This is a genomic window from Acinetobacter sp. YH12070, assembly GCF_013419625.1.
GTDB lineage: Bacteria > Pseudomonadota > Gammaproteobacteria > Pseudomonadales > Moraxellaceae > Acinetobacter > Acinetobacter amyesii.
In genome coordinates, this window is the sequence record NZ_VOZT01000033.1 from 1 (window position 1) to 22350 (window position 22350).

At 43.1% G+C, this 22350-nt stretch carries 21 protein-coding genes; 12 read left to right on the forward strand and 9 right to left on the reverse strand.

Annotation, left to right across the window (positions count from 1 at the left end; translation table 11 throughout):
* Nucleotides 1-258: 258 nt before the first annotated feature.
* Complete coding sequence (locus FTU17_RS10785; RefSeq protein ID WP_180135451.1) at nucleotides 259-858, reverse strand: SPOR domain-containing protein; 600 nt, start codon at nucleotides 856-858, stop codon at nucleotides 259-261.
* Nucleotides 859-1103: 245 nt separating this feature from the next.
* Nucleotides 1104-2894, reverse strand: a complete 1791-nt coding sequence (argS, locus tag FTU17_RS10790; protein WP_168379703.1) for an arginine--tRNA ligase — start codon at nucleotides 2892-2894, stop codon at nucleotides 1104-1106.
* Between the two features lie 177 nt (nucleotides 2895-3071).
* On the opposite strand from argS, the gene FTU17_RS10795 reads away from it, so the two are divergent.
* A complete protein-coding gene (locus FTU17_RS10795; RefSeq protein WP_372491143.1) occupies nucleotides 3072-3359 on the forward strand; it encodes a DUF2798 domain-containing protein in 288 nt (95 codons plus the stop codon).
* Nucleotides 3360-3418: 59 nt separating this feature from the next.
* Here FTU17_RS10795 and FTU17_RS10800 read toward each other — a convergent pair whose 3' ends face one another.
* The 4 genes from FTU17_RS10800 to FTU17_RS10815 all read right to left on the reverse strand — a co-directional run bounded on the left by FTU17_RS10800 (nucleotide 3419) and on the right by FTU17_RS10815 (nucleotide 6612).
* A complete protein-coding gene (locus FTU17_RS10800) occupies nucleotides 3419-4012 on the reverse strand; it encodes a hypothetical protein (protein ID WP_180135453.1) in 594 nt (197 codons plus the stop codon).
* A 106-nt stretch (nucleotides 4013-4118) separates the two neighbouring features.
* The gene (locus tag FTU17_RS10805; protein WP_180108897.1) at nucleotides 4119-5429 is read right to left on the reverse strand and encodes a DUF445 domain-containing protein; all 1311 of its coding nucleotides are present in this window, start codon (nucleotides 5427-5429) and stop codon (nucleotides 4119-4121) included.
* A 26-nt stretch (nucleotides 5430-5455) separates the two neighbouring features.
* On the reverse strand, nucleotides 5456-6013 hold the full coding sequence (locus FTU17_RS10810) for a hypothetical protein (protein ID WP_180135455.1): 558 nt from the start codon (nucleotides 6011-6013) through the stop codon (nucleotides 5456-5458).
* 59 nt (nucleotides 6014-6072) lie between these two features.
* The gene (locus FTU17_RS10815) at nucleotides 6073-6612 is read right to left on the reverse strand and encodes a DUF924 family protein (protein ID WP_180135457.1); all 540 of its coding nucleotides are present in this window, start codon (nucleotides 6610-6612) and stop codon (nucleotides 6073-6075) included.
* Nucleotides 6613-6822: 210 nt separating this feature from the next.
* Between FTU17_RS10815 and gshA the strand changes: the two genes are divergently transcribed.
* A complete protein-coding gene (gshA, locus tag FTU17_RS10820) occupies nucleotides 6823-8400 on the forward strand; it encodes a glutamate--cysteine ligase (protein WP_168379700.1) in 1578 nt (525 codons plus the stop codon).
* A 21-nt stretch (nucleotides 8401-8421) separates the two neighbouring features.
* Nucleotides 8422-8949 carry a disulfide bond formation protein B gene (locus FTU17_RS10825; RefSeq protein WP_180135459.1) on the forward strand — a complete coding sequence of 176 codons (528 nt, stop codon included), beginning with the start codon at nucleotides 8422-8424 and terminating at the stop codon, nucleotides 8947-8949.
* A gap of 69 nt (nucleotides 8950-9018) precedes the next feature.
* On the opposite strand, the gene FTU17_RS10830 is transcribed toward FTU17_RS10825, so the two are convergent.
* A complete protein-coding gene (locus FTU17_RS10830) occupies nucleotides 9019-10350 on the reverse strand; it encodes an alpha/beta hydrolase (protein WP_180135461.1) in 1332 nt (443 codons plus the stop codon).
* A gap of 242 nt (nucleotides 10351-10592) precedes the next feature.
* On the opposite strand from FTU17_RS10830, the gene FTU17_RS10835 reads away from it, so the two are divergent.
* From FTU17_RS10835 to FTU17_RS10870, 8 genes are all read left to right on the forward strand, one after another.
* The gene (locus FTU17_RS10835) at nucleotides 10593-11192 is read left to right on the forward strand and encodes a YqiA/YcfP family alpha/beta fold hydrolase (protein ID WP_180135479.1); all 600 of its coding nucleotides are present in this window, start codon (nucleotides 10593-10595) and stop codon (nucleotides 11190-11192) included.
* A 187-nt stretch (nucleotides 11193-11379) separates the two neighbouring features.
* Nucleotides 11380-13260, forward strand: a complete 1881-nt coding sequence (gene parE / locus FTU17_RS10840; RefSeq protein WP_180063040.1) for a DNA topoisomerase IV subunit B — start codon at nucleotides 11380-11382, stop codon at nucleotides 13258-13260.
* Between the two features lie 374 nt (nucleotides 13261-13634).
* Nucleotides 13635-14921, forward strand: a complete 1287-nt coding sequence (gene urtA, locus FTU17_RS10845; protein ID WP_180004371.1) for an urea ABC transporter substrate-binding protein — start codon at nucleotides 13635-13637, stop codon at nucleotides 14919-14921.
* Nucleotides 14922-15016: 95 nt separating this feature from the next.
* The gene (gene urtB / locus FTU17_RS10850; RefSeq protein ID WP_180135463.1) at nucleotides 15017-16651 is read left to right on the forward strand and encodes an urea ABC transporter permease subunit UrtB; all 1635 of its coding nucleotides are present in this window, start codon (nucleotides 15017-15019) and stop codon (nucleotides 16649-16651) included.
* A 4-nt stretch (nucleotides 16652-16655) separates the two neighbouring features.
* Complete coding sequence (gene urtC / locus FTU17_RS10855; RefSeq protein ID WP_180004373.1) at nucleotides 16656-17729, forward strand: urea ABC transporter permease subunit UrtC; 1074 nt, start codon at nucleotides 16656-16658, stop codon at nucleotides 17727-17729.
* Complete coding sequence (gene urtD / locus FTU17_RS10860) at nucleotides 17726-18547, forward strand: urea ABC transporter ATP-binding protein UrtD (RefSeq protein ID WP_168379685.1); 822 nt, start codon at nucleotides 17726-17728, stop codon at nucleotides 18545-18547. Before urtC ends, urtD begins: the two co-directional genes overlap by 4 nt.
* Before the next feature lie 10 nt (nucleotides 18548-18557).
* On the forward strand, nucleotides 18558-19256 hold the full coding sequence (urtE, locus tag FTU17_RS10865) for an urea ABC transporter ATP-binding subunit UrtE (protein ID WP_068532840.1): 699 nt from the start codon (nucleotides 18558-18560) through the stop codon (nucleotides 19254-19256).
* Nucleotides 19257-19609: 353 nt separating this feature from the next.
* Nucleotides 19610-20092 (forward strand): DUF1877 family protein, encoded by a 483-nt coding sequence (locus FTU17_RS10870; RefSeq protein WP_180116803.1) that lies wholly within the window; start codon nucleotides 19610-19612, stop codon nucleotides 20090-20092.
* Between the two features lie 17 nt (nucleotides 20093-20109).
* Here FTU17_RS10870 and FTU17_RS10875 read toward each other — a convergent pair whose 3' ends face one another.
* Both FTU17_RS10875 and FTU17_RS10880 read right to left on the reverse strand, forming a co-directional pair.
* Complete coding sequence (locus FTU17_RS10875; RefSeq protein ID WP_111885126.1) at nucleotides 20110-20610, reverse strand: GNAT family N-acetyltransferase; 501 nt, start codon at nucleotides 20608-20610, stop codon at nucleotides 20110-20112.
* Nucleotides 20611-20711: 101 nt separating this feature from the next.
* Nucleotides 20712-21473, reverse strand: coding sequence for an outer membrane protein OmpK (locus FTU17_RS10880; RefSeq protein ID WP_168379688.1), 762 nt, complete (start codon nucleotides 21471-21473; stop codon nucleotides 20712-20714).
* A 494-nt stretch (nucleotides 21474-21967) separates the two neighbouring features.
* Here FTU17_RS10880 and FTU17_RS10885 point away from each other — a divergent pair, with 494 nt between their 5' ends.
* Nucleotides 21968-22333 (forward strand): HPF/RaiA family ribosome-associated protein, encoded by a 366-nt coding sequence (locus FTU17_RS10885; protein ID WP_078190593.1) that lies wholly within the window; start codon nucleotides 21968-21970, stop codon nucleotides 22331-22333.
* The last annotated feature ends 17 nt before the right edge of the window (nucleotides 22334-22350 follow it).

The window sequence follows — 22350 nt, forward strand, 5'->3', positions numbered from 1 at the left end:
CCATACTGGCAGGGCTTTCAATACTATTGAACACTCTTCAGTTGTTGTCAGAGTATTCGTCTGATGAGCTGAATGCGATTGCTCAGATCGCATTCAATTTATAAAAAATGTGTAGATACCTATGCCCTTTAGGAGAGGGTTAGGGAGAGGTTTTTGAGCTAAGCTGATGTATTCAAAAAAGAATCCCTTCTAACCTCCCTTTATTAAAGGAATGAATAAAAAAAAGCGCCATCAGGCGCTTTTTTTTAATTTCAAAATTTAGCGTTTTACGACAATCGAGTCGATACTGCTATGACGTAAAGTTTGCTGTGCAATCACAGCAGCTTCTTGTGAATCATAGGGGCCAGACACAACGCGATACCAAACTTTGCCGTTTTCATTACTTTGAATCACATCGGCAGATAAACCGTTCAAAATAATTTCAGCACGTCGTGCATCGGCTTGATCAGGATCATCATAACTGCGCACTTGCAGAATATAACTTGCAGCAACAGGCGCAGTTTCTGTGGTTTCTAGTCCAAGCTCTGTGGTTTCAACTGGCTTTTGTTCTGGTGCATCAACAATCACCACCGTTTCTTTATTTTCGGTTTCTGGAACAGCTTGTTCAGGAATTGGCGTCACTTGTTGCTGAGGCAATAGGTCGTAGAAACGATAGTCTTTATTGGTTTCTTCTTGGTAGTGTTCAGAGGTAATTTGACCTTTCGGTTTTACCGGCTCCCATGGTTTCCATAACATCAAGGCCACCAAGAAACTCAACACGATTAAAATGATCACAAGTGTACCTAACCATGCAGGAATCAATGGTTTTTTAGGCTGATTTGGCCGCTCTGATACACCGCGTTGCGTTTTTCCAAACACGAGGAAACCTCTTTAATTGTAATTGTTACGAACCTAGTAGGAACTGACCCAAAACCAAGTTCTGATTATTATATATTACATGACTGTCATGCTGTTTATGTTTAATTTTCACAATTTCAACATCTTCAAGTTTTCATTAAAAGATGACTGAATATCCATGAAAATACAGGCTCATAAAGAGCCTGTATAGGCGTCAATGTATATGGTTCATACATGGACGGATTCTAACGTATACTAAGAATGGCTTACATTGATTCAGGCGCACTCACACCCAATAATTCAAGACCATTGCGTAAAACTTGCTGTACGTTTACAGACAGTAATAAGCGAGCTTGAGTCAGTTCTGCATCATCACCCAAGACTTTATTTTCGTTGTACCAACCATGGAACAACGCCGCTAATTCTTTCAAGTAGTTACCCACTTGGTGTGGTTCATAGCTGTTTGCTGCACGAACCACAATTTCAGGGTAAGCCGCAAGTTTAGCAAGAACTTCAGTTTCAGCTTCTAACTCAAGTTTAGCTGCAAATTGACGTGCAGCTTCAGCAGAGAATTGAACGTCTGTCGCAGCCGCTTTTTCGAGCATACGGCAGATACGTGCGTGTGCGTATTGGATGTAGTACACCGCATTGTCTTTACTTTGAGACACAGCAAGGTCTAAGTCGAAGTCAATGTGTTGTTCTGATTTACGCATGACGTAGTAGAAACGAGCAGCATCGTTGCCCACTTCTTTACGTAAGTCACGTAAAGTCACGAATTGACCTGAACGAGATGACATTTGAACCATCTCGCCGCCACGCCATAGGCTCACAAATTGAACCAAAAGTACGGTCAATTTTTTAGAATCATAGCCAAGCGCATCAATCGCTGCTTTCACACGTGCAATATAACCGTGGTGGTCTGAACCCCAAATATCAATGATATCGGTATAGCCGCGTTGTAGTTTATTTAAGTGATAAGCAATGTCGGATGCGAAGTATGTAGTTTGACCATTACGACGTTTCACAACACGGTCTTTTTCATCACCAAAATCAGTTGATTTGAACCAGATGTTGCCATCTTTTTCGTATAAGAAACCACGTTGATCGAGCATTTGTAATGCTTCATCAATTTTTTCAGTCAAGGTTGCTTCGCTGAACCATTGATTGAAAGTCACGCCAAATTCACCGAGGTCATCTTTAATGTCATCGAGAATGGCTTTCAGCGCAGCTTGATGGAACACACGGTAACCCGCAGCCAAATGGTTTTGTGAATTATGAATCAAACCATCAATGTGTTTTTCTTTATCGCCTGAAACAACGACTTTATTGCCTTCGCTATCGAGTTCAGTAGCATATTGCACATCTTCAGGAACATCTTTGTAGATGTCGGCAACAGGGCGTACATAAGCATCGCCATCTTTGTCGATAATGCTTTGTGCGATTTCTTTAACGTAGTCGCCTTGATATGCATTTTTAGGGAAGACCAGTTGTTGACCGGTCAATTCTAAATAACGCAAGTAAGTTGATGTCGCCAAGATATCCATTTGACGGCCAGCATCGTTGACATAGTATTCACGGTCAACTTTGGCACCTGTTGCTTCAAGAAGATTGGCAACGGTCATACCGTAAGCTGCGCCACGACCATGACCAACGTGTAGGCTAGACGTTGGGTTAGCTGAAACGAATTCCACTTGAACACGTTTTTCAGCATTGGCCTGTGTGCGACCGAACTGATCTTTCTGAGCTTGAATTTGGTCTAAGACAGCAAAACGTTGGTCAGCATTTAAAAAGAAGTTAATAAAGCCAGGACCTGCAATTTCTGCTTTGCTGATATCTGCGACTTCTGGAAGATTTGCCAGAATTTTTTCGGCTAAATCACGCGGCTTCATACCTGCAGCTTTAGAGGCAATCATGGCAATGTTTGACGCAAAGTCACCGTGGCTTCGGTCTTTGGTTCGGGTCAAATTGCTAGTATTGTTCCAGTCATTTGGGAGTACACCTTCAGCTTGAAGGGATTGCACTGCATGATCGAGCGCTGCTTGTATTGCCGTATTCATAATCAGTCGAAAAATAAATGTCGCAGAAAAACGGTAAATATAGCAAATTTCAGGCTCTTTAGGTGAACCCATTTGTTGCGAATAAAAAATATTCGATAAAAGTGAAGCATTGCTTATATCGAAGTAAAACGATATAAGTGGTTTAGCGATTCAGGATCACTGCTCGAGTATATGGACATGTCACAACCCACCCCTAAAATTTTTGGCAATGTGCCGAAGTTAGCTGCACGTTGGGCGCTGATTATCGTGCCGTTTATTTTGTCCTGTCTCATGAGCGGCATTATTTCGTTTATTAATATGCTCAGAAATTTAGGTTGGTTTGAGGGTTTTCTTACCCTATGGCTGCATAATTGGATGATTTCTTGGGCAATTGCTTTTCCCATTGTGCTGATTTTATTGCCGTTTGTTCGAAAATTTACAGGCCTGTTGGTCGATATGTCTGGGCCGCAGCCACCTGCAAAATAAGCCTGCATGTAAGTCACAGCTGAGTCAAACGGTGACTTACTGCATTTCGCCCCGAATATTTATAGGCTATCGCGACAACTTACGGCTTTAGAAAGTAACTCGGCTTTGTTGTTTTGGAAGGTATAGAGTTTTGAGGCATTAAACACTTTGATGACTTTGGCTTGAGCGATAGTGGTTTTAAAGCTTTGGAACTTTTGCTGATTGGCGGTCTCAAACGGATTTCCAAAGTTTTTATTGTCGAGCAAAATTTGAATTTGCCCCACATTCGTGTCATGTGCTTTTAGGATGTCTTGGCCATCCGCATTGCTTAAACTGAACGTTGGGCGCTGCGTGCTGATTTTGCAATTCAATTTGAGGCTCAAGGTGAAATTATCTGCCGATTTATTTTTGAGGGTAGATGTACCTTGTTGATCATTTTCAATATAGACCCACTGATTTTTCGGCATATTGGTCAGTAGAGTTTCTAACTGTTGTTGGGTACTTTTGCTGATATCGACTGTGCCTTTTTTATCGATTTCAAGGGCTTTTTCTTTACCGAGCATGCCCATCACTTTGTTGCTGACTGTACTGCTGGTTTTGGAAATGGTCTGGCAAGCGCTTAAGCTACTGATAATCAGAATGAAAGGTAGGGTATAGATGGCAGGTAAATGCATAGATTTTATTGTTCTATTAAATTTTCAGATCGACAAAGTTTAACGGTTCTACGCATAAAGCTCAAACCTACGACCTATCTCCTGTGAGAAGGACTGTAGCGGGCGGCTAAAGCAGCCATTCTACACAGGCACGAATAATCCCCAGTGCAAGGCCAATAAAACCGCCGACCACGACACCATTGACTCGAATCATATGTAGATCGCCACCGACTTCGTTTTCGATCTTATCGATCATTTCACGTGAGTCCCATTCGTGTATACGCTCACTGATAAACCGAATGACTTTTTCGCTATATTGATCGGAGAGATTGATGGCAATATCACTCATTTTTTCATTCAGCAATTGGCGTACAGCGACATTAGAGACAATATTTTCGCCCACTTGTTGAATGGCGACACGTAGGTTTTGTGCAATCCCAGAGTCGGGTTTTTCTAAATCAGAACGAATCGCGTCGCATAAAATCACCACTGCGCCACTGATAAAATTCAACATTTGTGGACTATCGAGCATGGCATCTTTGGTGCTGTTCAGGCGTTGGCTGGCAACACTCTGATTGTCCGCCAGTTGCTGCATAAGCTGCTGTGCCATGTCTTCGATTTTACGGCGCCACGGATGTTCATGGTCAGCAAGCATGGACTCGACACGACTGACCAGTGAATCAATGGTGCGCTGCTGTACATCAATACCAATCCAGCTCGCACCTTTGGCGAGCTTCCAAACACCAAGTTCTTTAAACAATTGACGAGATAAATCACGAGTTTGTTCAGGATGCTGTAGCATCCAATCATGGGCTAAATCCAGTCCACGTTGCAGGACGTCTTGATGGAAGTCATTTTCTAAAACTGCTCGCAGCATTTCACTGGCTAGATGGTTGACTTGCGTATTGCGCACCCATTGCACGCTGTTATTTTGGATAAAGCGTCCAATTTGTTCCTGACCGACAAATTCGAAAATTTTCGGTACCGTTTGCTGAATGACTTGGGTCACTTGAGCATTATTGTGCGGATTGGCCAACCATTTCCCGACGGCAAGAGAGAGATCCGTCTCCGCTAAGCTTTTTTCAACCACTTGTGGTGAAAGAAAATTCTCCTGAACAAAGCGGCCCATTGACTCGGCAATGCGTGCTTTATTACGAGGAATAATTTCTGTGTGGTCACGTAAAAATTTAGGAATCGGAATCCGACCAAAGGGATTGCGAAATAAAACGGTTATCGCATACCAGTCTGCCAAACCACCAACCACGCCAGCTTCTGCTGAAAGCATCAAAATATGAATGAGCCAGACGTATTCGGGCAGCAATTTAGCTGCGATCATCAATGCAATCCACGCCAGCACAGCCACCACCAAAGCAATGGTGGCAAAGCGTTTACTGCGTTGCAGACTGGGTGAAACAGCGGGCTGTTCAATTGGGTTCATCAATGATCGGGTCTCTATGGGTTGACTTATTTGGTGTCAGGCTCAGCGGCTACAGGCAAAGGATTTCCTTGGCTGTCTAAACCATATTTAGCCCCGAGTGACTGCAAAATCAAGCGAGCATCAAAGGCATCCTGAGGGGCTTTGGCACGATCTTTATAGCAAGTAATACTGTAGGAAACTTGAGTTGGATCGAGTGTGACCACCTGTGGAACGTCATAAAACGGGCCTGGCCAAAAGCCGGGATGGCGACGGTAATAGCCATATGGATAAGGCATAGGGTCTGGGTAAATCACTGCTTGGCGCGGCGGTTTTTGACTCCGGTTACTCGGGTCATCCATGACTTTAAAATATTGAAAGCCATTGTCTAGGGTGGTTTGAGCAGCTTTAACCAAGGTGATTTCTTCGGCAGTGCCATAGCTCATATTGGGTCTAGCTTGGAAGCTAATCCGATAGCTTTGAGCATTTAATGGCGTTGCAGTATAACGACCCAATTGTTCGAAGGTTAAAGGCTTCGATGGGGTGCTTGCACAGCCGGTGAAGCCCAGTGCTGCGGTCATGGCTGCTGCGATAATGAGTTTGTTCATGCGCATACTCCTGTTCAGTCGGTTCTTGGCAAGGGGAGATACTGGCCAAAAGCCGTCAATTAAAAGCTAGAATTGGGCTGGGTTAAAAATTCCAATTCCACTGCTGTGGATGTTCTGCCCAATACCGCATTGCGATGCGGGTAACGTCCAAATCGATCGATAATCACTTTATGCTTTTTTTCAAATTCTAAGTTGATCGGATTGCCCAGTTGCTCAAATAATTTTAACGCGCTTTGATGAATTTTTGTCGATTCGCTATGCATAAAGGGCATATATAAAAATGAGCGCTGTTCAGGTCTTAATTGTAGATCTAAACCCTGCGCGATGGCTTCTTGGGCAAGCGCCAAAGCCAGTGCATCTTGGGCAAAAGCCAAGCCAGAATCACGGAATAAATTTCGAGAAAATTGATCTAAAACAATAATTTCAGCCAAGCGACCTTCGGCTGTGGTGCGCCATTGCCACAGTTCTGCTTGACTGGCCGCTTGATGGATGTCTTTAAACTTTTTTTCGATTAAAACATCAAAATTATTGCTTTTAGCGAACCAATTAGGCTGATTTTCTGGGTTAAACCAAAATTCGAGAATATCTTGATAATTCATAAGTTTTAAGCATTATTAGCATATATTTGTTTATAAAATCACAAATTTCAAATGTCATATAGAGTAAGTTTGTGATAAAAAATTGCCAAAATAAAATCACGGTTTGTCTCAAAACTATACAGTGGGTCATTTGCCCACTTCAAATCGCGTTATACTGATATAAACTGATGATTTTATTTTAGTAGTTTCTTCCATTTAAGCGAGATAGCAATGAGTCAACCCGAATCGACCTCTCAAGACATTTTACCGACTTGGGTAGATTCTTCGCTGATTAAAGGAATGTTGCGCGGTATTGAGCGTGAAAGCTTACGTATGCAAAGCAACGGTTTCTTGTCTCAGGCCGACCATCCCCAAGCCTTGGGTGCGGCTTTGACTCATCCGCATATTACGACAGACTATTCTGAAGCTTTAATGGAATTTATCACACCGCCAAAAGAAACCATTACCGAGGCGTTGAATTATCTGCAAGATATTCATGCTGTTGCGCATACGCATTTAGAACATGGTGAAAAACTTTGGCCGTTGTCGATGCCATGCATGTTGGATAAAGACGAAGACAGTATTCGTTTAGCGCAATATGGCAGCTCGAATATTGGGCGCTTTAAAACCTTGTACCGTCGTGGTTTAGGGGTGCGTTATGGTCGCCGGATGCAGACCATTTCAGGGGTGCATTATAATTTATCCTTCCCAGATCATTTCTTTGAAGCACTACAACAGCACGAAACTGACGATGCCCTCAAAGCATTGAGCTTACAGGATTATCGTAGTCATCGTTATTTTGGCCTGATCCGTAATTTTATCCGTTTAACGCCATTGGTGATGTTTTTGGTTGGGGCGAGCCCGTCGGTGTGTAAATGTTTTATGACCGGACGTGAACATCAGCTGTTACCACTCTTAAAAGGCACGTTATTTTTACCTTATGCAACGGCGCTGCGTATGGGAAATTTTGGCTATCAGAATTCAGCACAAAAACAGTTAGGGATTCACTACAACGACATTCAGGCATATTTGGAAGGTTTGCAAAAAGCGGTGCATACCCCGTATGCCGCATTTAGTCATTTAGGTTTAAATGATGAACAGGGTGAACCGATTCAAATTAATGACCACGTGTTGCAAATTGAAAATGAATACTACAGTTTGGTTCGTCCGAAACAAGTGCCACAGGATGGTGAAACACCATCTGAAGCCCTGCAAAATCGTGGTGTGGGTTATGTAGAATTACGCGCAGTAGACGTCAATCCTTATAGCCCAATTGGGATCAATGAAGACACGGCAGGCTTGCTCGAAGTGGTGGCTTTATACTGTTTATTGCAAGACAGCCCAGCATTGTTAGATGCCGAACAAAATGAAATTGAGAAAAATCAGGCTGAAGTAGTAAACCGTGGCCGTGCGCCAAACGCAGTGATTTTACAGCAAGGCCAAGCGATTCCAATTGAAACATGGTGTCGTACACATGTTGCAGCGATGCAACCGTTGGCTGAATTGCTGGATGATTCTTACAATACAGATATTTACACTCAGGCAATGGCTGTGATGCAATCACGCATCGATGAAGTCGATGAAACATTGTCGGCACGTATGATTAGCGATACTTTAGAACAAGGTGGAACTTGGGGCTTTGGTAGCTTTATGGCCTTACAACATGCTGAAGTGTATGAGCAGCATGTTTTGAGCCCTGAAACTGCAGCATATTTTGCACAAGCTGCTGAGCAGTCTTTAGAAAAACAGGCTCAACTTGAGCAAGACTGCACCTTGAGTTTTGAAGAATATTTGAAAAACTTTAGATAAAAAATTTTAAGAGGATTTACCATGAAATGGAGTTTCCGCTTCGTGAGTGGTTTGTTGTTTTTAGCCAGCGTGATCGGTATGTCTTTTGCGCTGTTTTTAGAACATGTACAAGGCTTAGAACCTTGTCCATTATGCGTATTCCAACGTATTGGTTTGATTGGACTCGGCATCATTTCATTGATTGCGTTGATTCACAATCCAGCATCGAATTGGGGTAAACGCATTTACGCATTGTTGGGGATACTATCAATTCTTTGGTCTGCTGGGGTGGCTGCGCGTCATATTTGGCTGCAAAACTTACCGCCAGACAAAGTACCTAGCTGTGGCCCAGGACTGGATTATTGGGTAGAAACGCTGCCGTTAAAATCAGTCTTTGAACAAGTACTAACCGGCTCTGGTGAATGTGCCAAAGTGGATTGGACGTTCTTGGGACAATCATTACCGGTTTGGTCATTGGTGTTTTTTGCGGTCTTAACTTTGCTCAGTCTTTGGCAGTTAATACGTAAATACCCAAGCAAACCCGTGCCACGTTTACGTGATAAATTTTAATTCAGTGATACATAAAAAAAGCCCTCAGTTGAGGGCTTTTTTTACGAGTCTGAATGGGGGATGTTTACCTTAGGTCAGGGCAATGCCTTCCATACTTTCCAAGTCCATCATAAATTCATAGATATGATCACAAGCTTTATCGTCATTATTTGGATAGAACCAATGCACGATTTGTTCGGCCACTTGTGGATGATGCTGAATTTCGAAATGGTTCAGGCCATAAAAAATTGCTTTATGTGAATCTGGCACTTTCAGTTGATACCGTGCATTTGGATGTTCCCCCAACGCACTTTTCACACTGACCAAGTAATCTCCAATCACATGTCGCGTTTTATTGCGACGATGTTCATATTCAATGGTCCCTGCCACGAGGTAGGTATTGATATGTGATGGAATCGGGGCAGGTTTACGGTTGTCATCCATGAGCCCAATGCGGACATCATTATGTTCCCAATCGTCATCACGCACGCTGCCATAGCGCAAATCTAAAATGCCGTTACTACGAATATTCACCACGTGCCCCACGATTTTGACCACGGGGAAACGCCCCAATTGATCTTGCAGATGAAATCCGACACGTTCAAGCACAGCACCATGATGTGGTGAGCCCAAGCAGACTAGATTTTCGACTTGATGAATCCATTGATACATATTTTGTTTGCCATAAAAAATGGCACTACGGGAGACTAAGCCCCCCATACTATGACCAATTAAGTCGATACTGGTAATACCGGGGTTGCGACGGACCAAATCTTCTAATGTATTGGCTAGGCTGCGGCCATTGGTCGAAATACGACGACCCGTGTTGTAATTTAAATACAGCATGGTGTTGTGGTCACGTTGTGACAGTAATTTTTCACCAATGCCGCCATATTTGGCTATCGACCATGACAGATGATTCATGCAGAGCCCATGAATCAACAGGGTAATACGACCGGTTAATTCGCCTTTTTGTACCGCACCATAATGGTCGTAAACCACCATGGGTAAGGCCATCGGGTTGTGATATTTCAGTAAATAGTCGCCCAAGACCCCATTCAGCGCGCCCACTAAAAAATGTAAAGATGGCGTGAGCGGTTTGTCGTGTAAGCGTGGGAATTTTTCAATAATGCTACGCAGCGTTGGTGCGAGTAAATAATTGCCATAATTGAAAAAGGTGTTGTAAGAAAATTCATAAATCCGTGCAATGGTCGGCTGCTTATGAAAGGCTTTCGAGCCTTGTTCGCTCATTCCAAAAATACTGATTAAAATTTCACGTTGAATGTTTTTGATCAAGTCATGCACGACATCACTAAAACGCATTGTCACGAGTTGTGCCAAACCTTCCAGCACATCTGCTTGACTGGGTGGTGTGCGGTCCCATTTACAATAGGTTTCATGCAATGGTGTTAAGCTAGGCATAATGTTCCTATCCTTACATTCAATGCTATCCCTCGATTGTATTTATTACTGGAATAGCCTGAAGTTTCATTGTTTATTTTATACAATTCTCACGAACAGCTTTTACAATACCGATAACAGACCTGTCGGTGAATGCCTTTTGTCTGACAATTTTGCTAAAAATTCAAATTTAAAAATGTGACGCAGTTAGCACTTATATGCCACTTTTAAAGCAATTTAAAGATCAATTTGGAATCAAAATGATGAATATTGTGTATTTGCATGGTTTTCAAAGTAACTCAAATTCAGTGAAAGGACAGATATTGCGGCGCTATTGCGCAGACTTAAATGGTGTGCATGTGCATTTGCCAGATTTGAATATGCCACCGCTACAGGTGATGCAGCAGATGTCAGAGCTGATTGAAGGTTTAGATGATGTGGTTTTGGTGGGCAGCAGTTTAGGTGGCTTTTATGCGACGCAGTTGATGGCACGGCATCATATTCCTGCGGTGCTCATCAATCCTGCGGTCTATCCATGGCAATTATTTCGTGACTTATTTGGCGAGACGGCATTGCCCTATCAGGTGACTGAAACGTGGTGCTTAGATGATGCACAGCTCAATCAAATGCAGGCTTTGGCGGTATCTAAGGTTGAGAACGCAGATCAACTGTTGGTCTTGCTCCAACAAGGCGATGAAACCTTGGATTATCGAGATGCCGCTGGTTTTTATAGTGCGGCTCAAGCCGGCATGGCCATGTTGATCACTGAGGTGGGTGGAACACATGGCATGGATGATTTTGCAGAAAAAATACCGATGCTCTTGCAGTTTTTGTCCGATGCTGTCAAAAATATGCCTAAATAAAATGATCCAATACAAATGCTGACCAGCTAGATCTAACATACAAATAATGGGCAGTTACGACATCATTTGACGTTTAAATTGTTTAAGAAAATGGCGGCTGATCGCAAGAGATATGCATTTTAATAAAAAAGCATATACTGTAGCGCTTAAAGAAATGTTTTAACCAAAAAGCAGGGAATTTTGCAACGTGACGCAATATACGGCTCAATCACTTGAAGTTTTATCTGGCCTAGATCCGGTACGTCGTCGTCCGGGGATGTATACAGACACTACACGACCAAACCATTTGGCGCAGGAAGTGATAGATAACGCCGTCGATGAAGCGCTTGCAGGACATGCCAATAAAATTACCGTGACAGTGTATAAAGATGGCTCATTGTCAGTTGAAGATAATGGTCGTGGGATGCCAGTTGACATCCATCCTGAGTATGGTCAAAGCGGGATTGAAATTATTCTGACCAAACTACATGCCGGCGGTAAATTCAGCACAGACAATTATCAATTTTCAGGTGGTCTGCATGGTGTGGGGATTTCTGTCGTCAACGCATTGTCCAACCGTGTTGAGGTGGAAGTTCAACGTCATGGCAACCTGTATAAAATGGCCTTTGAACATGGCGTTCCTGTGGCACCGCTTGAGGTGTTGGAAGGTAAATGCGCTAAACGTGCAACGGGTACTACCGTGCATTTTTGGCCTGAAGCCAAATATTTTGATTCGCCTAAATTTGCGCTGAAAGCCTTAAAACACAACTTAAAAGCCAAGGCTGTTTTGGCAGCAGGCTTGCAGATTATTTATATCGATCAAATCAACAACGAAAAGATCGAATGGCAATTTGAAAATGGTCTGGTTGACTATTTGATGGATGAACTGCAAGACCGTGACATCGTTCCTGCCCCTGCATTTGTGGCGACCGGTGAGGCAGAGCGTGCCAGCGCTGAGTTTGCGATTTGTTGGAATGTGGAAGGTGGTGAGTCCATTCAAGAGTCGTATGTCAACCTCATCCCGACTGCGCAAGGCGGTACCCATGTCAATGGTTTACGTTCGGGTGTGACAGATGCGATTCGTGAATTCTGTGAATTACGGAATTTATTGCCACGGAATATGAAGCTATCTGCCGAAGATGTCTGGGATGGCGTCAACTTTATTCTGTCTTTGAAATTCCAAGAGCCACAATTCTCAGGTCAGACCAAAGAACGACTTTCAAGCCGTGAAGCCTCTGGTGTGGTGTTAAATATTGCCAAAGATGCTTTTGCACTGTGGCTGAATCAAAACTCCGATATTGCTATGCAACTGGCTGAAATGGTGATTGCTAAGGCTGGTCGCCGTTTAAAAGCTGCGAAAAAAGTTGAACGTAAAAGGATCGTTTCCGGCCCAGCTTTGCCGGGTAAACTGGCTGACTGTGTGGGCCATACCCTCGAAGAATCAGAACTGTTTATTGTGGAAGGGGATTCTGCAGGTGGTTCTGCCAAACAAGCACGTGATAAGAACTTCCAAGCGATCATGCCAATCCGTGGTAAGATTTTAAATACTTGGGAAGTGTCTTCAGACGAAGTTTTGGCATCGCAAGAAGTACATGATATTGCGATTGCGATTGGTGTAGATCCGGGCAGTGATGACTTGTCAGAACTACGTTATGGCAAGATTTGTATCTTGGCCGATGCCGACTCAGATGGTTTGCACATTGCAACTTTACTTTGCGCACTGTTCGTCAAACATTTCCATACTTTGGTTGAGGAAGGGCATCTGTTTGTGGCGATGCCACCGCTGTTCCGTATAGATGACAATAAAGATGTGCACTATGCCTTGGATGAAGATGAACTAGAAAGCATCTTAAAGAAATGTAAAACCAAAAATCCTCAAATCACTCGATTTAAAGGATTGGGCGAGATGAACGCGAGTCAGCTGCGTGAAACGACTATGGATCCCGATACACGTCGTTTAGTGCAACTGGACTTGGATGACGTACAGTTTACTTCAGGTTTACTCGACAAATTATTGGCGAAGAAGCGCTCTTCAGACCGTAAATATTGGTTGGAACAGAAGGGTAATTTGGCCGATTTAGCGGTTTAAAATTGCAACAAGGAAAAAACCACGCAAGTGGTTTTTTTTTGCTTCAAATTTAGGAAAAGCTGCATGATTTGTGTGCCAAAACACCGTGTTTTTTGAAAAACGTCGCAAAATTGTTCAATTATAGGTCAAATGTTGGATACAAGTTTGTATGCATCTTTGCGGTGATTTTACGATTTTTGAATCGACCCATAAAAAATTAAAAGCAAATTTTATGATTGTAACTATGTGAAAAATAACATTTAAAAATAAATAAAAGCACTCAATCAAAATAAAAAATAAGGCTTGGCACAGTTATTGAATTGCTCTGTTGTGATGAAAGACAACAAATGCATTTTAAAAATGTGAATTACAAGCTTAGGTTGGGAGTGTGAATAATGTTTCAACGCAATGTATTTGCTAAAAGTATTTTAGCGGCAACGATGACTGGGGCGATTGCTTTAACGGGCTGTTCAAAACCTGCAGAAGAAAAAACAGAAAGCGCTACATCAGAACCAAAAGCCGCTGCAGCAAGTGGCGATACTATTAAAGTCGGGATCTTACATTCGCTGTCAGGCACGATGGCGATCTCAGAAACTTCTCTAAAAGATACGGCCTTGATGGCGATTAATGAAATTAATGCCAATGGCGGGGTATTGGGCAAAAAACTAGAACCTGTGGTGGTGGATCCGGCATCGGACTGGCCACTATTTGCGGAAAAAACTCGTCAGTTGATTACCCAAGACAAAGTAGCCGTGATTTTTGGTTGCTGGACGTCGGTATCTCGTAAGTCGGTTTTACCCGTGGTTGAAGAATTAAATGGCTTATTGTTCTACCCTGTTCAGTATGAAGGTCAGGAACAGTCTAAAAATATTTTCTACACAGGTGCAGCACCGAATCAGCAAGCGATTCCTGCTGTTGAATATCTGATGAGTGAAGAGGGTGGTAAGGCAGAACGCTTTGTACTATTGGGCACAGACTATGTTTACCCACGTACCACCAACAAAATCTTACGTGCATTTTTGAAGTCGAAAGGCATTGCCGATGCAGACATCATGGAAGAATATACCCCATTTGGTCATAGCAACTATCAAACCATTGTGGGCAATGTGAAGAAGTTTGCGGCAGGGAAAAAGACTGCTGTGATCTCGACCATTAACGGCGATTCAAATGTGCCATTCTATCGTGAATTGGGCAACCAAGGCATCAAAGCTGCGGATATTCCTGTGATGGCGTTCTCTGTGGGTGAAGAGGAATTACGCGGTATCGATACCAAGCCGCTGGTCGGACACTTAGCGTCGTGGAACTACTTCATGTCGGTGAAAAATCCAGTGAATACTGAATTCACCAACAAAATGAAGCAGTATGCCGTGGAGTACAAACTGCCAAATGCCGATAAATTTGTGACCAATGACCCGATGGAGGCTACCTATGTCGGCATCAATATGTGGAAACAAGCGGTAGAAAAAGCAGGAAGCACAGATGTCGATAAAGTGCGTGAAGCTATGGCCGGCCAAGAATTTAAAGCGCCATCGGGCTATACCTTGCAAATGGATGCGTCGAACCATCATTTGCATAAACCAGTCATGATTGGTCAGATCCGTGCCGATGGTCAGTTTGATGTGGTGCACAAAACCGCAAAAACCATTGCTGCAGAGCCATGGAGCCCGTACATCCCGAAATAATTCAATCCAAATGCCTACTGCCATTGTGTAGTGGGCATGTTTTGATGTGATCCCTAGATGGGGTTGTTCTATTACTCAATAGGGATGCTTATAAGATGAAAAAATTACGCAATTTCCCGATCCTTTTTCTATTCCTGAGCCAATTATTCTGTCTGCAAATCGTGCATGCAGAAACTGCAGCGAATGTCGTGCCTACGGTGCAATCTGTGCAGCAAGGTGACGCCATTCAGCAATTTGTTCGCGGTAGTTTTACCGAGCGCCGCAGTTTACTGAATCAATGGCCGGGCGATATTGAATCCTTAGATCAGTTGGCCGCATTGGTCGAAAAAGACCAGTTATATAGTGGTCAAAGCGGTCAAACCTATATTTTAGAAACTGACGAAAAATTATTGAGCTATCCTGATTTGCAAACCGTGACGGATTGGCCTGCCGATTTATCTCAAGTCACCTTGGTGAATACCCTTCGTAAAGCCTTAACGTTTGCGCAAGCGAAAGAAAAGCTGCAATCGGATGATTTAAACCAACGTTTGGATGCAATTGATATTTTAGAAAATAACTTGGCTGAGTTGGATGTTAAAAATATTAATCAATTGTATTTAAATGAAAAAAATAACAAAGTTAAAGCCCGTTTAGCGCAGCTCAAAGCACGCTTGGATTATCAAAACCCTGATGTTTTACAAAAAATACAGGCGGCCAAAGTGCTGCAAGATTCTAACCGTCCCGATGTGTTGGCGATGGTGGAACAGGAATTACAACAAGCCAACCTGCATCCTGAGTTAAAAGCCGCACTGACAGAAGCCAAGAGCAATATTAAAACTCGTATTCAGGCCAGTGAATGGACTGGACATGTCTTTTCAGGTCTCAGCACGGCCAGTATTTTACTACTGGCGGCGTTGGGCTTAGCCATTACGTATGGTCTGCTAGGCGTGATTAACATGGCGCATGGTGAACTGATCATGATCGGGGCCTATACCACTTATGTGGTGCAAAGCCTGTTTAAGAGTTATCTCAGTAGCTATGTCGATTGGTACTTGATTGCCGCGATTCCTACTGCATTTATTGTAAGTGCTTTGATCGGCATGTTGATTGAACGTACTGTTATTCGTCCCTTGTATGGCCGTCAATTGGAAACACTATTAGCCACCTTTGGTGTGAGCTTAATTTTAATGCAAGTGGTGCGCATGGTTTTTGGTGCGCAGAACGTTGAGGTGTCGAATATTTCATGGCTGTCAGGGGGCATTGCTGTGACACCGAGTCTGATGCTGCCTTATAACCGTATTGCCATTATTGGCTTTACCGTTGCGGTACTCCTATTACTGGTTTACTTGCTGAATAAAACCCGCTTTGGTTTATTTGTTCGTGCCGTGACGCAAAACCGTCAAATGGCACAGGCCGTAGGTATCCGTTCTAGCCGCATTGACATGATGGCTTTTGGTTTAGGTTCGGGGCTTGCAGGTCTGGCAGGCTGTGCCTTAGCACAAGTCGGCAATGTCGGTCCTGACCTAGGACAAAACTATATTATCGATGCGTTCTTGGTGGTTGTGGTTGGCGGTGTTGGCCAAGTATGGGGCGCAGTATTGGCGGCTTTAGGTCTAGGTGTCAGTGGCACAGTGCTGGAAATCGGCATGGGTGCAGTCTTAGCGAAAATTATTCTACTGGTTCTTGTGATTTTGTTTATTCAAAAACGTCCACAAGGTTTGTTTGCCATCAAAGGCCGTTTTGTGGAGTAAGCGCATGAAAATCACTTCGTTATTATCGGATAAACCCTATAGCGGTATGGCGATTGCCGTGTGCTTTGCCATTTTACTGATTTTACCTTGGTTACATGTATTACCCGCCGATTCAGCACTGCATTTATCAGCGTATTGGGTCACGCTCATTGGCAAGATTATGTGTCTCGCCTTGGTGGCATTGGCCTTAGATTTGGTTTGGGGCTATGCCGGCATTTTAAGCTTAGGGCATGGTCTGTACTTTGCCTTGGGCGGCTATGCCTTCGGTATGTATCTCATGCGTGAAGCGGCAGGCGATGGCTTACCCGACTTTATGCGCTTTTTGAGTTGGACCGAGCTACCGTGGTACTGGATGGGTACTGAACATATCGTGTGGGCATTGGCTTTGGTGGTTTTGGTCCCAGGACTGATTGCCTTCATTTTTGGCTTCTTTGCCTTCCGCTCAAAAATTAAAGGCGTGTATTTTTCAATTATTACCCAAGCCATGACCTTTGCTGCGGCGCTACTGTTTTTCCGCAATGAAACAGGCTTTGGCGGTAACAACGGCTTTACCGGTTTTAAAACCATCTTAGGTATGGATATTACCTCTGCACCAATGCGTGCAACCTTGTGTTTCCTCACGGCACTGACTTTGCTTATCTGTTTTGTCGGTTTACGTCACCTGATGAATAAACCCTATGGTCGCGTACTTGGTGCAATTCGTGACAGTGAAAACCGTTTGCAATATTTAGGTTACCGCACCTTATGGTACAAGCTCTCTGCATGGGTGTTGTCTGCCGTGATCGCAGGGATTGCAGGCGCTCTGTATGTACCCCAAGTCGGTATTATTAACCCGAGTGAGATGAACCCTGTCAATTCGATTGAAATGGCGGTGTGGGTGGCTGCAGGTGGTCGCGGTACGCTGATTGGCCCGATACTGGGTGCAGGTTTGATCAACGGGATGAAGACCTATTTCACGGTGGCTTATCCAGAGGTATGGCTATTGATTTTAGGTGCGCTGTTTATTGTGGTAACGATATTCCTGCCAAATGGCGTGATTGGGCTATTAGAGCGGTTTAAAAAGGAGCGCAGCGAATGAATGATCAATGGGTTCAACCGCATGGCGGTCATGCCGCAGAAGGTTATGGACGACCGAAAGAGCAGGGTGCGGACTTCAGTCACGGGATTGCCCTGTATTTAGAAAAAGTCAGCGTCTGGTTTGATTCTTTCCGCGCATTAAATGATTTATCGTTATATATCAAAGAAGGTGAGCTGCGCTGCATCATTGGTCCCAATGGTGCAGGCAAAACCACGCTGATGGATGTGATTACCGGTAAAACTCGTCCGACAGAAGGTTCGGCTTTTTTTGGGCAAACCTATGATTTGGCAAAAATGAGTACAGAGCAAATTGCAGAAGCTGGGATCGGTCGTAAGTTTCAAAAGCCTACTGTATTTGAAAATTTTACCGTGATGGAAAACCTGTTATTGGCTGCACCTAAAGATAAACGAGTAAAAAAGAGTTTTTTCAGCAAGCTCGATCCAGATGCGCAAAACGCCTTGGACGAATCTTTAGCACAAATCCGCTTAGAAGAATTGATCCATAAACCGGCAGGGCTGTTGTCACATGGTCAAAAGCAGTGGTTAGAAATAGGCATGCTACTGATGCAGCGCCCAAAGTTGATTTTGCTGGATGAACCTGTAGCAGGAATGACCGATGCTGAAACAGAGCGTACCGCAGAGCTGTGTTTAGAGTTGAAAAAGAACCATACCCTTGTTGTGGTTGAACATGACATGAGCTTTATTGACACCATCAGTGAAAAAGTCACCGTGTTGGCGCAAGGTGCGATTTTGGCAGAGGGTACATTGGCCGAAGTCCAAGCCAATGAAGATGTCATTGAAAAATATCTCGGACGTTAAGGAGCAGACCATGTTAGAAGTCAAAGACGTCAATCAGTTTTATGGTGGCAGTCATATTTTAAGAGATGTGACATTTGCCGCTCCCGTGGGGGCATGTTCAGTGGTGCTCGGGCGAAATGGTGTGGGTAAAACCACCCTCTTAAAATGTTTAATGGGCATTTTACCGATCAAGTCAGGGCAGATCCTACTGGATGGCAAAGATATTTCTAAGCTAAGTCCAGAACAGCGTGTACGTGAAGGCTTAGCTTATGTACCGCAAGGGCGGGATATTTTCTCGACCTTGACCGTTGAAGAAAATATTTTGATTGGGATGGCAAAATTTAAAGGCGCTAAAACCCGAAAAGTGCCAGAACATCTCTATGAGATTTTCCCCGTATTGGATGAAATGAAACATCGTCGAGGTGGAGATTTATCTGGAGGTCAGCAGCAGCAATTGGCGATTGCCCGTGCGCTCGCTTCCGAACCGCGGGTATTGATTTTAGATGAACCGACTGAAGGCATTCAGCCGTCGATTATTAAAGACATTGGTCGTGTGATTCGTCAGTTAGCTGATGGCGGAGAAATGGCGATTGTTTTGGTTGAACAGTTTTATGATTTTGCAGAAGAACTGGCAGATGAATATACCGTGATGGCGCGGGGGCAAGTGATTGCACAAGGTGTCGGTAGTGAAATGCCTGAAAAAGGCATTCGGGAATTGGTGGCGATTTAACATTTAGTTGACTGCGATGTGTGGCGGGCTTGTATCAATCAAGCTCGTTACTCTTTTCATTCAATTTACTACGCTCAAAAAATCGTTGCTGGTCATGGAAATGGCATCAAAAAAACGAGTGGCATAAATTTTTTTTGTTTTAAACCATAAGCTTAAGTTGTTCTCAGTATCGTCATTTGAAGCTTCAGCATGTCGTGCTTCAGTGATGCTAAGTGCAGTACTGAAACTTTGGTAAAGGGCGAATGGGCATCCATCAGTATTCGATCAACTGCAGTCGAATATACAAAATATCTGCTTTATTTTTGTGTGGATTACATTAATCTAAATGTACGACATAACAAGAAGATAAGAATATGGACGCGATATTATATTTGATCCCACCGAATGATTTGGAAACTCTGATTTTAGAAGCAGAAACCCCTCAAGATGTCTTGGATTCACCTTTTGTACAACACTCCTTTTTTTTAGGGGAAGCGTGGCAAGAGTTGAATCCATTATTAAGCGTGAACAGTGAGTCAGTTGCGGCACTGAGTTATGCCATTCAGGCAGAACATCCTTTGTCAGAGCGACGACCGGGACTGAGCCTTGCAGTGCATTACAATACTGTAGTTCGCGTTGCAGAAATCCATCAGGCATTACAACAGTTAAGCGTGGATGAAATCAAAAAACGTTATTTGGTCACGATTGCAGAAACCGCACCTGAGCAAGAGCTTAAATTGGCCGAATTAAAACTACTTTTTTTACAGTTACAAGATCTTTATCGTGATGCGGTGCGTCATAATTTATCGGTGCTGAGTGTGATACAAGATGGTATTCGTTTGGATAAATTACCATAAACACAGCTCAATACGGGTTATAACTGAAGTTGCATCAGGACCAGATCACGCCATTCACCAAACTTTTGTCCCACTTCGGGCATATAACCTGTTTGCTTAAAGCCTAATTTTTTGTGCAGGGCAATCGAGGCGCTATTGCCGTGATCAATGCCAGCGATCATGACATGCATATTTTGGCTTTTGGCATGCTGAATTAGGTGCTCTAATAATTGCTGACCGAGACCCAGTCGAGCATAGTTTGGGTCAATATAGACAGAATGCTCAACAGTATGTCGATAGCCAGCAAAATGACGGAAAGAACCATAGTCAGCATAACCGGCGATTTGCTGTTGATCCTGATCTTCAATCACCACAAATGGAAAATTTTGCTTTTGGAATTCCAGCAATTTCTGTTGAAAAGAGTCGAGGCTGTAGGCTTGATCATTCCATGTCGCAAAGCCGTTGAGAACTTCATGATTATAGATTGCGAGAATGGCCGCTAAGTCTTGTGGAATTGCAGGTCGAATGAGAAAAGACATGCGCAAATTTCTGATAAAAATAAAGTCAATTTAAAAACTTAGGCATAAAAAAAGCAAGGTGATGAACCTTGCTTTTTTCTTCATCGCGTTCTGAGTCGAACTTAGAAGTGGTATTTCACCAAAGCGCTGACATCGTTTTGGTCCTGACCTTTCAGGCCATATTTGTTGTTCCAAACCGAGTGTTCAACACCTACGTAGAGCTTAGTCTTAGGAGAGATATGCTTACCTATATTCCATTTATATTGGCTTGTCCAGTTTAATTCACTAGCTTGCGCCCCTTTTTCAGCTGTTGACCAGTCAAGGAAAGCATCTACTAGAAAATCTTCAGAGCCAATTTTAAATGGCACAGCATAAGTGATCGTCATTTGATAATCATCTTTAGTACCGGCTGATTTAGAATCATTATCGGCTTTATAGAAGTTGATGTTTGCATACTGTGTATATGGAATGTCTAAAGCAAAGCCAATACCATACAAGAAGTTATTAAACTCAGAATTTTTGTCGTAGCCGGCATTATGTTCCCAAGTCGTTGCAATCAGAACGTCTTTGATCGGCCCCATAGAAAGGTCTTTACCAGAAACTTCGCCTAAGCTAAGGCGCGGTGCAAGCTCAAGGTAAGTCGATGCTTCATCATCTTTGTCCCAAGCTTGGTCAACGAAGAAGAATACATCTGAATATTTCAGTTTAGCGGCATATTCAGCTGTGATCGTTTTCTGTTCATTGTTGTCACCATCAAAAGGCACAACATAATTTTCACCATATAGGCCAGTTAAGCTGAAATCTTGCCATACGATAGGTGAAGCTTGAGTGAAAGCAGCAGCAGATGCTAATGCACATGATGCAACGATTTGTGTAAGTTTCATTAAAAAATATCTCCCCCGAGAAGCACTGAAAGCATACAGATTATTAAGCAAAAATAAAGCCAAATTTTACTCAACGGCAAAATTGTTTTGTAATTTGAAGGGGAAATACGCTGTGAATGATCGATGACGGTAAAAGCGAGATTTTGAGTTTGAATGGAATTGTGCAAATAGAAGGTGGGCGTCGAGGAAATGCACAAAAATATGACCCAAATCAATTAAAACAATGCAAATCTACAATAAAGTCTTACTTTTTTATGGATATTAAAAAAATATCAAAATAGCACTTGCAAAATTCTAACTTAAGACCGATATTCGAAGTATAAGGACACGGATCTGCAGACTCTAAAGTGTTCATCATTCAATGTGGAGGACGACGTTCCATACAAAGTTGAAGATGGTCATTGCTGTAACATTTACAGCAAATGTAACGTGCCAAGATAATAAGTTTTGCACAAATTTTTATAGCTAATACAGATAGATATGAGGATGATATTATGAACATTGAAATCCGTACAGATAAAAACATTATAAACAGTGATCGACTAATTACATACGTTCGTGCAGAACTTAATGAAGAATTTCAGCGCCATAGTGAACGCATTACCCACTTTTCGGTGCATTTAAGTGATGAAAATGGGGACAAGGGCGGCAGCGACGACATCAAATGTATGATTGAAGCACGTCCAGCAGGTTTGAAACCTGTCGTGGTCAACCATCGTGGTCATAATGTAGATACAGCTATTCACGGTGCAATTGATCGACTTAAACGTAGTCTTGAACATGTGTTCGAAAAGAAAGAGAACCCACGCAGTACGCAACCTGCTTTTGCTGAAGCGGATGACAGCGTAGACGACGAATAAGTCTCAAAATTTAAAAA

Coding starts and splice junctions, on each gene's coding strand:
- argS (WP_168379703.1), bottom strand. CDS start 2,894: ATGAATACGGCAATACAAGCAGCGCTCGATCATGCAGTGCAATCCCTT.
- FTU17_RS10795 (WP_372491143.1), top strand. CDS start 3,072: ATGTCACAACCCACCCCTAAAATTTTTGGCAATGTGCCGAAGTTAGCT.
- FTU17_RS10800 (WP_180135453.1), bottom strand. CDS start 4,012: ATGCATTTACCTGCCATCTATACCCTACCTTTCATTCTGATTATCAGT.
- FTU17_RS10805 (WP_180108897.1), bottom strand. CDS start 5,429: ATGAACCCAATTGAACAGCCCGCTGTTTCACCCAGTCTGCAACGCAGT.
- FTU17_RS10810 (WP_180135455.1), bottom strand. CDS start 6,013: ATGAACAAACTCATTATCGCAGCAGCCATGACCGCAGCACTGGGCTTC.
- FTU17_RS10815 (WP_180135457.1), bottom strand. CDS start 6,612: ATGAATTATCAAGATATTCTCGAATTTTGGTTTAACCCAGAAAATCAG.
- gshA (WP_168379700.1), top strand. CDS start 6,823: ATGAGTCAACCCGAATCGACCTCTCAAGACATTTTACCGACTTGGGTA.
- FTU17_RS10825 (WP_180135459.1), top strand. CDS start 8,422: ATGAAATGGAGTTTCCGCTTCGTGAGTGGTTTGTTGTTTTTAGCCAGC.
- FTU17_RS10830 (WP_180135461.1), bottom strand. CDS start 10,350: ATGCCTAGCTTAACACCATTGCATGAAACCTATTGTAAATGGGACCGC.
- FTU17_RS10835 (WP_180135479.1), top strand. CDS start 10,593: ATGAATATTGTGTATTTGCATGGTTTTCAAAGTAACTCAAATTCAGTG.
- urtA (WP_180004371.1), top strand. CDS start 13,635: ATGTTTCAACGCAATGTATTTGCTAAAAGTATTTTAGCGGCAACGATG.
- urtB (WP_180135463.1), top strand. CDS start 15,017: ATGAAAAAATTACGCAATTTCCCGATCCTTTTTCTATTCCTGAGCCAA.
- urtC (WP_180004373.1), top strand. CDS start 16,656: ATGAAAATCACTTCGTTATTATCGGATAAACCCTATAGCGGTATGGCG.
- urtD (WP_168379685.1), top strand. CDS start 17,726: ATGAATGATCAATGGGTTCAACCGCATGGCGGTCATGCCGCAGAAGGT.
- urtE (WP_068532840.1), top strand. CDS start 18,558: ATGTTAGAAGTCAAAGACGTCAATCAGTTTTATGGTGGCAGTCATATT.
- FTU17_RS10870 (WP_180116803.1), top strand. CDS start 19,610: ATGGACGCGATATTATATTTGATCCCACCGAATGATTTGGAAACTCTG.
- FTU17_RS10875 (WP_111885126.1), bottom strand. CDS start 20,610: ATGTCTTTTCTCATTCGACCTGCAATTCCACAAGACTTAGCGGCCATT.
- FTU17_RS10880 (WP_168379688.1), bottom strand. CDS start 21,473: ATGAAACTTACACAAATCGTTGCATCATGTGCATTAGCATCTGCTGCT.
- FTU17_RS10885 (WP_078190593.1), top strand. CDS start 21,968: ATGAACATTGAAATCCGTACAGATAAAAACATTATAAACAGTGATCGA.